The 15251-nt window shown below is 69.5% G+C and carries 9 protein-coding genes; 1 reads left to right on the forward strand and 8 read right to left on the reverse strand.

The features are described from left to right. Nucleotides 1-436 precede the first annotated feature (436 nt). Entirely contained in the window at nucleotides 437-1219 is a 783-nt protein-coding gene (locus tag ACFWMR_RS31360) for a hypothetical protein (RefSeq protein ID WP_378380988.1), read from the forward strand. On the opposite strand, the gene ACFWMR_RS31365 is transcribed toward ACFWMR_RS31360, so the two are convergent. From ACFWMR_RS31365 to ACFWMR_RS31400, 8 genes are all read right to left on the reverse strand, one after another. Further along, entirely contained in the window at nucleotides 1220-2029 is an 810-nt protein-coding gene (locus ACFWMR_RS31365; protein ID WP_378380989.1) for an ESX secretion-associated protein EspG, read from the reverse strand. Nucleotides 2030-2154: 125 nt separating this feature from the next. Next, the gene (locus ACFWMR_RS31370) at nucleotides 2155-2736 is read right to left on the reverse strand and encodes a dihydrofolate reductase family protein (RefSeq protein WP_378380990.1); all 582 of its coding nucleotides are present in this window, start codon (nucleotides 2734-2736) and stop codon (nucleotides 2155-2157) included. Nucleotides 2737-2799: 63 nt separating this feature from the next. Next, complete coding sequence (locus ACFWMR_RS31375; protein ID WP_378381003.1) at nucleotides 2800-3621, reverse strand: helix-turn-helix domain-containing protein; 822 nt, start codon at nucleotides 3619-3621, stop codon at nucleotides 2800-2802. A 63-nt stretch (nucleotides 3622-3684) separates the two neighbouring features. Beyond that, entirely contained in the window at nucleotides 3685-5490 is a 1806-nt protein-coding gene (locus ACFWMR_RS31380; RefSeq protein ID WP_378380991.1) for a hypothetical protein, read from the reverse strand. Then, nucleotides 5487-10664, reverse strand: coding sequence for a hypothetical protein (locus ACFWMR_RS31385; protein WP_378380992.1), 5178 nt, complete (start codon nucleotides 10662-10664; stop codon nucleotides 5487-5489). Before ACFWMR_RS31385 ends, ACFWMR_RS31380 begins: the two co-directional genes overlap by 4 nt. Further along, nucleotides 10645-13752, reverse strand: a complete 3108-nt coding sequence (locus ACFWMR_RS31390) for a hypothetical protein (RefSeq protein WP_378380993.1) — start codon at nucleotides 13750-13752, stop codon at nucleotides 10645-10647. The genes ACFWMR_RS31385 and ACFWMR_RS31390 overlap by 20 nt, the downstream gene beginning before the upstream one ends. Then, nucleotides 13749-14891 carry a Kelch repeat-containing protein gene (locus ACFWMR_RS31395; RefSeq protein ID WP_378380994.1) on the reverse strand — a complete coding sequence of 381 codons (1143 nt, stop codon included), beginning with the start codon at nucleotides 14889-14891 and terminating at the stop codon, nucleotides 13749-13751. The genes ACFWMR_RS31390 and ACFWMR_RS31395 overlap by 4 nt, the downstream gene beginning before the upstream one ends. Before the next feature lie 13 nt (nucleotides 14892-14904). Further along, nucleotides 14905-15144, reverse strand: a complete 240-nt coding sequence (locus ACFWMR_RS31400) for a hypothetical protein (RefSeq protein WP_378380995.1) — start codon at nucleotides 15142-15144, stop codon at nucleotides 14905-14907. Nucleotides 15145-15251: the final 107 nt, after the last annotated feature.

Consider the following 15251-nt stretch of genomic DNA (forward strand, 5'->3'; position numbering starts at 1 on the left):
TTATGTGCGCCACTTATGGGCTGGTGTGGGTTGGGGGGGGTGGGGGCCCTGGGGTTTTTGTGCCGGACGACCCCGGACCCAAACCCGCCCCCGTCGCCTCGTCTATCACCGGACGTGACCGGTTCGACCTTGATCAACGGAGGATGGGGGACGTTGAGTGTCCCGGATCTTCCGTTGATCAAGATCCGAGACCGGACGCCCTGGCGACAATGAAGGAATTGGGACATTCAACGTCCCGATTCCTTCACCGTCGACCCAGCGCACCCGGACGCCTCCCGCGCAGGTCAGGCGTAGGTAGAAAAATACAAGGCCTCTTTCGCGGCATCGGGCACCGTGCCGGGCCCCGCCTCGGTCCTGGACCAGCCGGCCAAGTACGCGACCCACTCTTGAAGGATCTTCCTGCGGTGCGGCGGTTCGGCGGCCTAAGGTATCGAGAGTGAGCACATCTCAGGAACAACCTCCGCTGACTCGCCCTTCCGACGCCCCGATGCACATGGTCGAGAGGTACGACGAGCCGGTGACGCCGGGCGCACGCGACACCGTCGGCGGGTGGCCGATTCTCCCCGCCGGGGAGCCTTGGCCGCTGTGTTTCTGCGGCTCGAAGATGATCCTGTTCTTCCAGTTCGACATCCCCGCGGACATCGCCTTGTTCGGCGGAGATCACCTCTTGATCTTCCAGTGTCCCGAACACAACGACGCGGTCGTCGCCCAAGGCGCACCGGAACAGTTGCCGCCGAGGTTCTGGGACACGCCACCACCGCTTTACACAGCACCCGGGGCGTTCTGGAGAATCATGCTCCACCGCGACGACACGAGCCCAGCCCCGGACTCGGACCAGTACCTGCGCCCACAGCGGCTGGACTTCCGTCCCGCGACCGAGCAGGTCACGATCTGGTGGCCCGGCAACGTCCTTTCGGACGGCAAGGATCTGGACTCGGCGTTCGCCGACCACGGCATCGGTCTCCCCGGCTTCAAGATCGGCGGGGTGCCGAGCTGGGCCCAGGATCGCGAGTCCTACACCTGCCCCTGCGGCAACGACCTCGTCTACCTGTGCCAGGTCCCCACGGACACCGGGTTCGACAAACAGCACGATCGACCTGAACAGCTCGACACGTTCCGCTCCGGCCAGTACGGCCTCTTCCTCGGGAACGAGACCTACGTGCTGGCTTGCCCGGCACACTGCCACCCCGCCGCGGCCTGGCCGGTCAATCAGAACTGATCACCACAGGTGGCTGAACGCACCTTTGCCGCGCGGAGGATGGCTCTCGACGAAGTCGTCGTGTGCGAGTCCCTTGATCCGGGCCGCCAACGTCGCACTGTCGGCAGGCATGAGCGTGACCGATCCATAGCTCCGCACGACGACGTACCGGCCGTCGTCGCTGTCCACAAAGGACAGTGGACGGACGGCGGTCAGTGTTTTCCCGGCGACTCCCGATCGCTCCGCACTCGCCTGTCCGGTCACCCTCGCCCTCGACAGCACGCGCAGGAACCACTCCGCACCCTCAGGAGCCACGCCGTGCTCGATCAAAGATCGCTTCCCGTCGCTGAGCAGCCCCGACCGCCGCCACGTCCGGCCCGACCGGATGAGGGCGAGTTCGTTCACCCGGAGGGGACGCCCGGTGCCCGGCTGCGCGTCGGGCAAGGCCTCCAGCATGCCTTCCGCCATCCGCTGCGCGTTCATCCAGCCCAATTCCACGGTCTCGTCGCGCATCATCACGCGCAGCGCCCGGCCGGTTGACTGAGGAAAACAGCCGACCGCCACCCGGCCGGCGGGGTGGCGGTAGCTCAAGGACAGCGCCAGGTCACGCTCGTCCATCGCCCGCAAGGCCTGCACCAGATCGCCGTCGAGGTTGTTCGCGTCTCCGAGGCTGTTGGAGGTCAGCCACCGGTGTGCGCGAGCACGAAATTCTTGCCGCTCCGCGTCATCGCCGCCGTGGCGGCGCACCACCAGCGGGGAAGGCATGGGCCCGAGGCCGAGCCGTTCCCACAGCACTTCGTAGACGAGTGCGGGAAGGGCCGGGAGCGTCATCGTCACCGCGCTTCGACGCTGGTTCGTGTCGCTCAGAATTTCAGCCTCCCGAAATCGATGACGAAGCCGGCTCGTCGATCATATCCCCGCCGTTGCCGGTCCCCCGGGAAAAGTACGGCAGGCGGTCAACGAAGTACCCGATAACGCAGGTGAAGTACCCGGTTTCCGTGGATCACCACGTCAGGATCCTCCAGCAGATGCTGTGCGTCGACAGACCCGAAGTAGCGCTTGCCGGACCCGAACACAACCGGTACGACGTCCATGCGCACCTCGTCGACCAGGCCCGCGGCGAGCACCTGGCCACCGACGTCGCCGGTCGCGACCTCGACAAGGCGGTCACCTGCGAGCTCCTGCGCCTTGGCCACGGCCGCCTCGACGCCGTCGACGAAGTGAAACGGCGCTGCGGGGTCCCAGCCCACGGGCGCTGGCCGGTGCGTCACGACGACCACGTTGTCGATCCCGCTCGGCGGCTTCCCGTCCCAGCCGTCCGTCAGGTCGAAAACGTGACGACCGGCGATCGTCACCCCGATCCGGTCCCAGTACGGCCGGACGTAGTCGTAGGACTTCTGCGACACCTTCAGTGCACCGCTCCCGTCCAACGGGACGTCGCCGCCGGACAACCAGTCGAACAGCGGTCCGGGCTGGTCGTTTTCGTCCGCGACGAAACCGTCCACCGACACCGAGCCGTACATGACAACCTTGCCCACGGACACTCCTCTGCTTCGGGGTGCCCAAATTAGCTTGTCATGCGCTGTCGCTCTTGTAAGAAATCAATCGGTCGGCAGCGGCCAGCCGTCCAGCGTGTGGCCGGGATGTTCGCGCAGGAACCGCCGCCGGGCTTCGAGATACCGGGTCGGCGTGAGCCCGGTGAACGCCCGGAACTCGTGGCCGAAGTGGGCCTGATCGAAATAGCCGGCCCCACTGGCGAGGTCGCCCCAGTCGATCGGTGCGGCGGGGTCGATCGCGAACACGGCGGCGGTGAGGCGGTAGGTGCGGGCCAGCCGCTTCGGCGTGACGCCGATGAGCTCTTTGAACCGCTTCGCCAGATGAGTGCTGCTGACCCCTGCCGCCACACTCAAGTCACCGATCATCGCCGCCCCGTTGGTCGCCGCGAGGACGCTGCTCGTATGTCGGATCAGCCCCAGGCCCGCGGTCTCGCTCAACCGTCGCATCAGCTCCTCTTCGAGCAGCGTGAGCATCTCGTGTGGGCTGGGCGCGGTGGCCAGCCGGTCCCGCAGCTCGGCGATAGCGGGCCTGCCCCAAACCTGCTCAACCGTCACCGGCCGGTCGCACAGCTCGGCCGCGGGCATCGGCAGGAACGGCGCCAGCCCCCACGGCTTGACGTGCACGCCGACGGACCGGGTCCGGAGTGGGTAGCCGAACTCCAACGCGCGGGTGCGCATGGTGACCACACAGCCGTCGGCGTACTCGGCCGTCTGGAGGTCGGTGCCGGCCCGGATGCGGAACGGCGCGCCGAGATTGACGATGAGCAGCGCCGACGGCGCCGGCGGCAGCGTCAGTCGCGCGTACGGCGGCGCACCCTCCAGGTAGTAGAGGTCGTCGATCAGACCGTCCAGCGGCGGTCGCGGCACTCTGGACACGTACTCCACACCCACAGCATCCAGCACTGACCAGTGATCCGGACGCCACACGACTCATTTCGGCAGATCGGTTTTGACGAGCAGGTCGAAGCCCAGGCCGCTGGAACCCTGGCCGCGGCCCTCCCCTCGCTGGGCGGACAGCCAGAGGGACACGCGGCCGTCTCGCCACCGGGTCCTGTTGTAGGCGACCGTCACCCGGGTACCCGACTGCGGGACCTCCTCCTCGTTGACGAAGTACCGCTGTCCCTCGTCGAATCCCACGCGTAACAAGCTGGTTCTCGGGCGGACCGGCTGTCCGTCGACGACGCTGGGCATCGCCGCGCGTTGGAGCTGGATCTCGCGATTGTCGTTCGGGACGTGCACCGGGATGAAGGGGATCCAGTGTTCGGGAATGCCGCTCATCGCCCGGTAGGACAGGGCTGCCCGGGGCGGGTCGTCCGCCGTCGGCGGCGTGGTGGCGGGTGGGCGACTGCGGTACGCCACCGTTTCCGCGGCCGCTTCGCTGCCCCGGCGGGGTTCGCCGGTCGGCATGCGGACGGTTTGTTCTATGCCCCAGACCAGGTTGGCGTTTTCGTCGCGGACGAGCAGGACTTCTTCCAGTACCGGGCCGACGGCCACCTTCGGCACACTCGGCGGCAGGAACAGGTCGGTGTCGGCGGGCACGTCGTCGGTACCGATGGTGTCCAGGGTGAACATCGACCAACGCTGCCAGTCCTCGTCGGGGCCCGCGCCCGCCGGGGTCAGCCATTCCCGGTGATTGAAGACGTCCGTCACCGTCAGGCCGCGGATTCGCGCCACGGTGCCCGCGGGCAGGTCGCAAGGCAGCTGGTACCAGTCGTTGCTGAACACCAGCGCGAACTCGAGGAAGATCAACCTCGCCAGGTCGGTGCTGTCCGGACCCACCGCGGCGAAGTTCGTTTTCCCGTCTTCCAGCGCCCACCATCGTGGTAGCGGCATTCCCGAATAGCGGACCGGTGCCGGGAAGACCGTTCTGGACAGCCGCGGCTCCGGTGGGCGGCCGCCGCCGAGTGGCGGGCCCGGATTCACCGAGAACGCGTGCCAATCCAGCTCTCCGCCTGGATATTCCCGGGCGGTCAGCACCTTCTCGGCCCCGTCCGGCATCGCCGCCGAGATCGAGAACCGGTGCTCCAGCCTGCGTGGATCCCAGGTGCCGTCACCGGCAGGCTGGTCGATCAGCCCGTCGAACCAGGTCACCAGCCGCTTGCCGGCGTCCACCAGCGCCGCGTGGTGCAGGAGCGGGATGGTCGTGATCCCCGCGTCCGCCACACCCCCGCCCTTCAAGAAGACGTACAGCAGGTAGCCGTCCATCCGGCGGCCTGCCACCGCCTGCATGGTGGCCCACACACCCGGGTTCGCCCGCTGGGTGACAGCTTCCTTGGCGGGCAGGGCGATCGGGTACTTGTTCGCGTACTGCTCCTCGAATTTGAACACGAGGTTGCCCAGCAGCCCGGCCTTGCCCAGCAGTTTGAACCAGCGACGGCCGATCGCCACCCGCAGGTCGAAGCCGATCTTCTCCGGACCGTAGGTGAACGGCACCTTGCGGCGTTCCGCCATCGTCTCCAGTGGACGGTCGGTCGGCAGGTCCTCGGGCGGACCGTCGAGAGGGCGGAACCGGCTCGGCCGTGACTGCGCCACGGAATAGGTCGCGGTCACCGGCGAACCGCCGTCGGTGCCCTGGAACTCGCCCAGTTGCCACTGCCTGGTCAGCATCCACAGTGGATCCCGGATCTCCGCCCGCAACGCGCGGGTGAAGTCGGTGGTTCGTGGCCTGCCTTCCAAGCGGTTCCACACCCCGACGGCGGGGGTGCGGCGGGCGGCCAGGTCGTCGGCGAAGGTCATCGGCGGGCCCTCCAGCGCTCGTTGGCTTGGGCTAGGTCGGTGCCGACGGTCATCTGCCGGGTCGCCGACATGATGGTCGCCGGGAGCAGGTGGGCCAGCGGCGTCTCACCGAGGTGCGCCGGCTCGACCGCCCGGATCTTCGCGAGGTCGAACGTCTCCACGACCGCGTCGAGCAGGTCGGTGGCCGACCAGGACCCGTTCACGACCCGCGCCGGCGGCGCGACCAGCAGCATCGCCTGCGGTGGTTCCGCGTCCGGGCCGTCGTAGTGCACGGCCACCCCGGTGGTCTCGCGTTCGGCGGGGATCACCTCGGTCCACTCGTCGAGGACGAGCCCGCACTGGCGGTCGTTGTTCAGGCTGGTCGCGTAGTGGGCGGTGAACAGCAGGCGGTCTTCCTCCTTCAGCGGGTTCGGGCCCGGCGCGAACTCCAGGCCGAGCCAGCGGTCACCGGTGACATACGGCAACTGGATCGGCGACAGCTTGGGCTCCACCCAGCCGAGGATGCCGGTACCGAGCAGGCCACCCGGGCCGAGCAGCGCGTCCGAGAGCAGCACCGTTTGTTCCCACAGTCTCGGCTTGTCCCGTACCCTCGCCATCCCGTGCAGCCAGTCGTCGACCGGGAAGTCCCGTTTTCCGTTGAGGTGGGCGATGAGTTTGTCGCTGTCGGCGCGCGCCTTGCGCCACTGCTGCATGACCGGCGCCGGTGGGGTGAACTCGGGCACCACCAGCACGTCCTCACCGAGCAGCGCCTTCAACGCGTCGGTGCCCGCGTGGACCCGGTCCGGGCCGGTGGCGGCCTGGTCGTGACGCACGAGCGCGGCGGCCGCCACCGTGCGGCGAGCCGAGAGCTCGTCGGACAGTTTCCGTGCCCTGGTCAGGAGTTCCTGCCCGTACGCGACCACCTGGTCCTGGAACGGGATCAGGTCGACGCCGAGCGGATCGTAGTCAGCGGGCGGAAGGTTCCCCGCCACTTCGGTCAACAGTCCGCTCAACGTCGTCCTCGTGGTGCCGGCCTGTCGCTCCAGCGCCTTCACCTTGAAACCGAAGTCGTTGCGAAGGCCGCGGACCCGGGAACGCATCTGGAACGGGGTCGGCATCCGCGGTTGTGCCTTGGTGGTCAGCAGCCGCTCGGCCTTCTCCAGCAACGTGAACCGGTCCTCGTCCGGGGTCGAGCCGGGCAGGTCTTCGTACTGTGCCAGCAGCAGGTTCGCGGCGGTCAGCGCGGTGTTCATCCGCGACGCCAGTTCAGCGACCGCTTCGAGCAGGTCGGCGAACACACCACGCCGCCACACCGTCAGCTCGCCCCAGCCGCTGCGTGGCAGCCCGAACCCGGCCGACGCCGTGGCCAGCTTGGCGTACCGGGTGAGGAAGCCGTCGATGCCGTTGAGCACAGCCGCACGTGCCGGTTGCTGTCCTTTCGGGTAGAGCGCGCCGAGGTCGGTGACGAAGTCGGCCACGTCTTCGTCGACGAGGACGGTCAGCGACGCCAGCACGGCCGCGGGCCGTTCCCGTGGCAAGGTCACGTCGTCGTCGGCCGCGCGGTTCACGGTTGTGCTCCCCGCGGCCGGGGTGAGGTCGCTCTGCCGCAGCGGCCGGGACGTGGTCATCAGTGTGCGCACGGCCGCGACCAGCGGGGACAGCTCGAAGAAGCTGACCTTGTTCGGTACCCGCTGGGTGTAGTCGATGTTCAGCACCCGGTCCGGCCGCGGTTTCGCCCTTTCCGTGACCACGCCGATGATCCGGTCGTCCAGATCGGTCATCGCCGCCGCGTCGGCCGGGCGCAACGCGAACAACAGGTCTATCGACGACAGCCCGGTCTCCTGCTGGGTCACGTCCCGGTGGTCGGGCGAGCCGTCCGGTTCGGTCCAGCTCACCCGGGCGACGACGTTCTCCGGTTTCGGCAGGACCGAGGGCAGCCAGTCGTCGACGGCCGGTTCCGCCTGCGCCCTCGGCGGGTTGTGGCCGAGCAAAGGCGCGTTGTGGTCCGGGCCGAGACCGGGGGTGAACTGCACCGCCAGCCGGTGAGTCAGGGTGGTGCCGCTGCGAGGTGTCTCGACGATCATCGGGGCGGGCGGCAATCCCTCCTTCGCGTAGGCGTCCAGCGCGGCGGAGGCGCGTTCGGTATTGCCCAGCAATGCCTGGTGGGTACCCTCGGCGACAGACAGGTCGGCCACGGCGTCCTGGACGTTTCGCAGCGCTCGGATCTCCGCGCGGATGTCGAGGATCTGCTGTCCGGTGGCCGGCTTGAGGTCGTCGTATCCGAACGGATAGTCGTCGGCGTTCTCGGTCGTCGGGTGCGCTGCTCTCAGCTCGTTCGCGCGCCGTAGCAACTTCAATCCGTCGATGACGTTGCGGGCCTCGACCTGTTCGATGCTCGTCGGCACGGCAGGATCGTCCGGCGAAGGCTTGGTCTCCTCGATCTTGTTGGCACGTAACGGGAATCTCAGCCGCATCCCGGAGACGAGCGCGTCGAGGCCCGCCCGGCGGTCGTGCAGGCCGCGTTCGAACCGGTAGCCGAGCAACGCGGACAGGGACTGGCCCTGCCGCATTCCGTCGGCGATGGTCAGCGCGAGCCGGACCCGTTCGGAGCTGAGGTTCACGGCGAACACGTTTTCCTTGCCCCGGTCCGCGTTCGCGACGTAACCGGCACGCAGTACCGCCGCCGTGCGGGCATGAGCGGGCGACGGGGCGTGGATGTAGCCGCCGTTGTGGCTGTCCTGTGGGATCGGGTCGGTGCCGAACACGTCCGTGAGGTCAGCGGGGACGTTCACGGTCGTGACCGGCTCCGTATTCGGGTGGACGTGCTCCAGCCAGCCGTAGTCGCCGAGGTGCAGGCCGCGCGTCGCGGAGGGGCCGGAGCGCAGTTCGGCCAGCCGTTCGTTGACCAGTCCGAGTCGCCACGCGTCCAGCCGGTAGGTCGCGCAGTCCACGTGTTCGGCGAACACCCGCTCGAGGCGCGCCGTCGGCAGTGTGGCCAGTATCTTGAGCGCCTCGATCTGTTCCGTCTGTTCCCCGGTGGCGGGATGGCTGCCCATGATCGACCGGATGTGCTCGTGCACAGGACGATCCTGGGCGATGGCAGGGTCGGTCGAATACAGCGTGCGGTAGCGGCTCTCGCTCCGATCCGCGGGGCCGATGTGCACGAACGGCGCGTCGCGGACGTCCGGTACGTCGGCGCCCGGTGTCGCCAGGGCGAGCCTGCGCGCGGTTTCGGCCCACCCCAGCAGGACCGCGTGCCGCGCGAGCGAGTACAGCACCGCGTCCGGCGGCAGGTCGTCGATGAACCCCAGTTCTTCGCGGATCGTGTTCAGGTCGCTGGTCGCCAGCCAGGTCAGGTAGTCGCGTTTGTCGAGGGTGTAGGGCCGGATCGGTTTCGTCTCCGACAGCGGCCGGTCGTCGACCACCGGCGCGAGCAGTGGATGCGCGTCGTCGGCGAACAGCCGTCGCAGCAGGTCCGGGTCGGTGTCCTGCGAGACACCCAGCCTGGTGAGCGTCTCCCGCAACGGCGAGGTGAGCCGGGCCAGTTCCGCGTCCATCTCGGCCTGCCCGGCGATGGCCTCCGCGCTTTCCGCGTACCGGAAGCGGAATTCGGCCGAGGTCGGGTGCAGTGCGAGGATGTCGAGGAGCGTCTGGTGCCGATCGGCGCCCGGTTTGTCCAGGCTGGAGACGTGTTTCAGCGCGGTGCGCCAGTCGGCCGTGGCGGTCGCGAGTATGGCGTTGAGAGCCGTGCGATGCGGGGTGGTGGCCGGCCAGGCGAGCTTGGAGAACGCTGTCGTCGGCAGGATCCCGTACGGCTGACGGCCGATCTTCACGGTGGGCAAGGGCCCCCGGCCGGACACGTTGGCGAGGAAGAACTCCCGGGTCTGCGCGATCTGCTCGCCGGTGAGGACGCCGTTCAGCAACGCGGGCAGGTAGTTCCCCCAGGTCGCGGGCCACAGTGCGGTGTGAGCGGCCCGCGCGTCACGCCGGTCGGTGCCCTTCGCGTTCGGCACACCGGCCAGCTTCGCCGGGTCGAGGCCGAGCAGTTCGGCGAACCACTCGCCGTCGGTCTTGGTGCGCCAGTCCGGCGCGGCGGCCGTGAAGCCGGCGATGGTGGCGAGACCGGCTTCGGCTTCGGTCTTCCGGTCCTGACCGGCGGGGAGTTCCTCGGAGTTGTTGGTCGGCGTGCCCTGCGGCAGGAACGCGAATCCGGCGGGACTGTGCAGCTGGTCTTCGAGCAGCTTGCCGAACGCGGCCGCGCTGTCCTCCGGCGTCGCCTGCTCACGCAGCCCGAGCACGACAAGGCGATCGAGCCCGCCGGGGAAGTCCGCAGTGCGTTTGATCCGGATGCCCATGCCCACCCCGACGGCCTTGTCGAAGTCGGTGAGCCACTCCAGGGCCGGCGGCACGAAGAGGGTGCCGTCCTGCTCGTTGATGCGCAGCTGGGTGGCCGGTGGTTCCTTGGGGTCCGGGCTGACCGCGAGGTCCTGCCGGACGGGCAGACCGGGTTCCGCGAAAACCCGCCTGTCGCCGACGTACCCGAAGAAAGTGAACTTGTCGGGCAGCAAGGCCGCCTTCGCGGCCACGGTCCACGACTGTGGCGCGATCTTGTCGGCGGGCAGCGTCGGCAGCACGAGGAACGCCACGACGACGTTGTCCCCAGGCGTGTTCGGCGCACTGTCCACACCAGACGGACGGCGGCCTCGGATGGCGGCGGCCCGGTTCGCTCCCACGGCTGCCTGCAACGCGATCTCGGCGTCGCGCAGTTTCCCGCGGTCGCCGTGCGCCTTCCACACGGCCGTCCAGTACGTGGTGGTGGGAGTCCGGTCGGCCGCGGGGACCGGCTGCGGGCTCACCACCACGAGCACGGTCGTCCCGACCGGGACCCCCAATGGGCGTTCGGTCGGGTTGCCCGGTTCACGGCCCCGCACGAGCCAGCCCGCCCGGCCCGCCGGGATCCGCGCGACCAGTTCGTGCCAGGCCGCCTGCTCCCCCACCGGCTGCCCACCCGAGGCCCACATGGCCGTCCAGTAGGCGTCCAGCGCCGAGACCTCGGCCTGGGTCGGCCGCGGCTCGAACTTGTTCACCGACCACTCGTCGGGGAACACGCGAATCAGCAAATGCGTCGGCGTGAACCGGGTTTCCACCCGGACCGGGCCGAGCAGCACCGGGAAGTCAAGGCTGAGCGGGGTCATCCGGCAACATCTCCTGTGCGTGCATGGCCACCAGAACCGGTGCTTGGAAGAGGATGTAGGCGACGTCGGCCGAACTGACCTCGGAATGCCAGACCTTGACCTGCTCGTCGTCGAGGCGCTGGAGTCCTTTCTCCTGGTCGTCCCTGTCGCCGTTGAACTTGTCGAGCGTGACGTGCGCACCCGTGTCGAACCGGATGAACCCACTAGCGCCCGGATCGACCCGGCCCCAGGTCAGGTCGTTCCACACCTCGACCCGCTGCTCCTCGCCCGGCCGATCCTCGTCGACCCCGAACCTCGGTTCGCCGGGGCATTCCTTCAGCACGAAGAACCAGCCGAGGTTCGCGCCCTTGCCGCGGGCCTCCTTGGCATCCAGCTCGAAGCCGAGAAGGTAGATGTCCGGTTCGACTTTGGCCTCGTAGATCGGCAGGCGTACGAGGTCGTGCGGCGGGTCCTCGCCGGTCGGCAGCTTCGCCGGCTCGCGCTCGCCGCTCTTGTCGGGTTGGCCGGGCTTGCCCGGCAGATCCGGCCACGCCGCCTTGTGCGCGTAGACGACGGTGTTCGGGTACTTCTTCAGCAGCTCGCCACGGATCACCAGCACCAGGTCTTCGGTACGCGGCGGATCGCCGGGCTTCGGCTTGGGATTGGGGTTTTCGCCGAGCCGGGCGGTCGGTCCCCACCGGTGGATCGGTGGGATGTCGTACAGCCGTTCCAGTCGTGCGGCGGGTTTCTCCCCGGCCTTCGCCGGTGCCGTGCGTGGATCCCAGAACTGACGGAACGGCGTGCCGCGCAGGTCGGTCGGGAACTCCCGCCACAGCATCTCGCGGGCCATTTCGTGGTTGAGGCCGACGAGGTAGGACTCGATGAAGCGGCGGTTGTTCTCCAGCAGGGTCACGGAATTCGGCGGCAGCTGACCGAGGTTGGGCACGAACGTGTCGGTCGACATCCGCACGAGGTCGGCGTACATCGGCATGTCGAACACCGGGTACGCCATGACCTCGGCCAGCTCACCGTCCTCCGGGGCCAGGCGGTCGGGCAGGTTCATGGCCGCGACGATGTTGTTCATCACGGTCGTGTCGGCGTTCAAACCGGTCACCACCGAGGTGGTCGTGTCGGTGACGTGGAGCTTCGGCCGCTCGTCGGCGGCGTTCGCGGCGGCAGCCCGGAACCCGTCGCGTGTCTCCCGCAACGCCTGCGCGAGGACACCGTCCGCGGTCGTCGCGGGCAGCCGCGCGGCAAGCTGCGCCGCCGTGACCAGACCGGGCGGAGTCCGCAGCGGTGGCGCGGCGTGGACCTGTGCTTCGTCGATACGGGTCACCAGAGTGTCGAGTGACGTGCGGAGCGTCTTCATCAACCTCGCGCCAGGTCGGGTGACGCGGCGCATCGTCGGCGAAACCGGCGCCGACGCGACGCGGCTCTGCGAGACCTTGAACCCGACGGCGAGGGTCTCGCCCGCGGCGGCGACCCGGCCGGGCACGTCCAGGACTTTCGGGTGGGCGGGCGCGGTGAGGGTCAGTGCCCGGCCGTTGCGCAGCGGCTCCGCGTCGGCTGCCGACGGCACGACCCCGGCCTGCGGGGTGATGTGCTTGGCATGCAGGACGTTGCCGATTTCCCGTGCCAGCTGCGCGGCCCGGATACGGGTGTTGGCCCGTTGTGCCTCACCGAGTTGTTCCCAGGCGGAGGCCATCAGTTCTTCCTGCCGGTCCTGGACGACCTTGGTGCCGAAATGCGCCGCGACCCGGAAGCGGGGGTCGAGGTTGAGCCGGTGCACCCAGTTGTGCAGCTCGGCCGGTGGCATCGCGGTGCCGTCCGGCCGGGTGATCAACGTGGGCGTGAGCGCGTGCCAGCGCCCGTACAACGGCGGGGTGATCACCGGGTCGACCTGCCCGGCGAGGTCGGTGACCTGCGCCGCCAGCTCGGTGTTCGCGGCAGCGGCCGGTTGGTGCTGGTAGCTCTCGGCGAGATTGATCAGCCCGGCCATGGCCCGCTGCCACTCGTTCGGGTAAGGCGGCATGGGCGGCAGCGGTGGCGCGGGCGGCGGCTGGGGACCGTAGTAGTTGTCCCAGTTCTCGTGGCCGTCGAGGATCTTGTCGGAGTCGACGAGTCGCAGTGCCCCGCCGAGTCGCAGCACCCCGCTCGGCCGCGTGGGCGTGGTCAGTTCCGGCAGGGCGAAGTCGGTGGCGCGATGGGCGTCCATGTCGCGCAGGCCGGTGGGATCCTTGGCCTCGACGGGTTTCAGCAGCCGCACCAGGTCTTCGAAGTCGCCCTTGGTGCTCGTGACGAACGACCAGCGGTGGTAGTACGGGAGCCGACCGGCCAGCGGCCTCTCCCCCGGCCCCCAGCTCGCTGTCGTCGCGCGAATGTTCGCGGGTATCAAGCCAAGTCCCGCCTGTCGTCCCGTTTCGAACGCGGGCACCAGGAACGCGTGATAAGCCGTGTTGGCCTTCAGATGGCGAGGGCAGACCACCCGGCAGCAGGCGCTGTCCGGGGCGTCCCGCAGGACCTTGCCGAGGTTCGACAGCGACGTGCCCATCGCGCGCGGGTCGTCGATGGCCAGCGGCTCGTCGAGTGCGCCGTTGACGTGGACGTGCGCCCAGGCACCCAGTTCTCCCGGCGGTTGCAATGCCTCCGGCGCGGTCACGGCGATGAACGGCAGGGGCTCGCCGGAGGCCACGCCCTCCTCGAACTCGCCCACACCCGACTCGCCGCCATCGGCGAGAACGATCAGTGCCAGCCATGGGGCGAGTCGCCGGGTCGTCGCGTCGGGCAGGTCCGGGCTGTAGCGCCAGGCGAACTCCTCTTGATAGAACTCGATGTGCGCCAGGTAGTTCGGCTCGAAGTTCGTCGAGAACGGCTGTGGCTCGGTCCTTGAGATCGCACGCGGATCCACCCCGATCACGTCCCCCGGGCCGTAGAGCTGCACCGGTTGCGTGACCGGCGCGTGCGGCGGCTTGCCACCCGTGGTCAGCGCCTCGCCGTTCAGTTCGAGCCGCACCGGGATCGTCGCCCGCTCGATCCCCGGCGGTTCCACGATCCTCGTGGACAACCCCGCGCGGAGCCAGGGCAGGAACGAGTAAGCGCCCTCGGTCATGCGCCGCTCCGTTCGGCCGACGTGGTCAGCTCGACCGGTTTCTCCGCGGCCGCGAGCCCGGTCCTGGTGATGCCGCCCGCGACGAGCACCTTCGCGCCCGACGCCGCCGTCGAGAACGCCCACCGGCCTTCGAGCAGCCCGGCATACGGGGTCCAGGCGCCGGCCGAGAACTGGAGCGCGCCGCGATATCCGGTCTCGTTGGCGGGGTGGTCGGAGCCACCCACCACCAGCACTTTCCCTTCGGCGATCGCGACCGCGCGGTGCGCCGCCCGGCCCGCCGGCATGGCGGCGACGTCGTGCCACGCTCCGGCGGCGAGGTCGTACACCTCGGCGGTGGCGCGGGCGAACGGGTCGAACCCCTCGGCGGTCGCTCCCGGCGCCCGGCCTCCGGCGATCAGGACGGTAGTGGCCGACAACGCGGTCGCGGCGTGCCCACTGCGTGGATGGCGCAGGCTGCCGGTCGGCTGCCACTTCGCGGTCGCCGTGTCGTACAGCTCGCAGAACGCCAGATCCGCGTCGTCGGCGGCACCGATCGGCACGCTTCCGCCACACACGAGCACCTTCGCGCCGCCCTGCAGACCGACCGCCGTATGCCTGGCGCGGGCGTCGGTCATGCCGTGCTCGACGGCGGTCCAGGTCCCGGCGACCGGGTCGTACACCTCGGCCGACCGCAAGGCCATCAGCCCGCCGCCGGGCCGGGCACCGATGCCGCCCGCGACGAGAACCTTCCCGTTCGAGAGCGGCACCGCGCTGTGCCCCCAGCGGCCGTCGGCCATGTTCTGGGCGACGTTCTGCCAGGAGTTCGCCTCCGGGTCGAACACCTCGGCGGTGTTCAGCGGCGCCCCGGCGGGTCCGACCCGGCCGCCGGTGATCAGCGCTTTTCCGTTCGGCAGCGGCGTGAGTGTGTGGAGTTGCCGGGCGGCACCCAGCAGTGCGGTCGCCTTCCAGGTCCCGGCCGTCAGATCGAAGACGGCGCTCTGCCTCAGGCTCACCCCCGCCGCGTCCGCGCCGCCGGCGACGAGGACCTTCGTGGCGTCTTTCAGCACGACAGCGGTGTCGTGCTGGCCGTGCCAGCACGCGGCCACGGCGTACTGGGGAGCGGCCGACCACGCGTCGGCCGCGAGAATGACGGTGGTCATCGAGGGTTTCCTCTCATGGCAGATAGATCTCGGCGGTGACGGCCAGTTCGGCCGCCGACGGCGCGGCGGGACCGGACAGCGCCCGGCCGCCCACCACGAACACCCGGCCGTCGGCCAGGTCGAGTGCCGGGAAGTCCCAGCGCCCGGTGGTGAGGGCGCCGGTCGTCGTCCACGTGCCGGACGTCGCGTCGAACAAGACGGCGTCCCGGTATCCGGCGACGGCGCGGGGTCTGCCGACGCCACCGACGACCACCGCGCCGTGCGGGGTCCGGACGCAGCGATGCCCGCGGCCGGCGGGCCCCCCCCCGACGGCCCCCCCCGGGGGCGGGCCCGGGTTTGGGGGGGTAAACACGGGCGCCG

It is taken from the genome of Amycolatopsis thailandensis (genome assembly GCF_042723255.1).
Classification (GTDB): Bacteria; Actinomycetota; Actinomycetes; order Mycobacteriales; family Pseudonocardiaceae; genus Amycolatopsis; species Amycolatopsis thailandensis.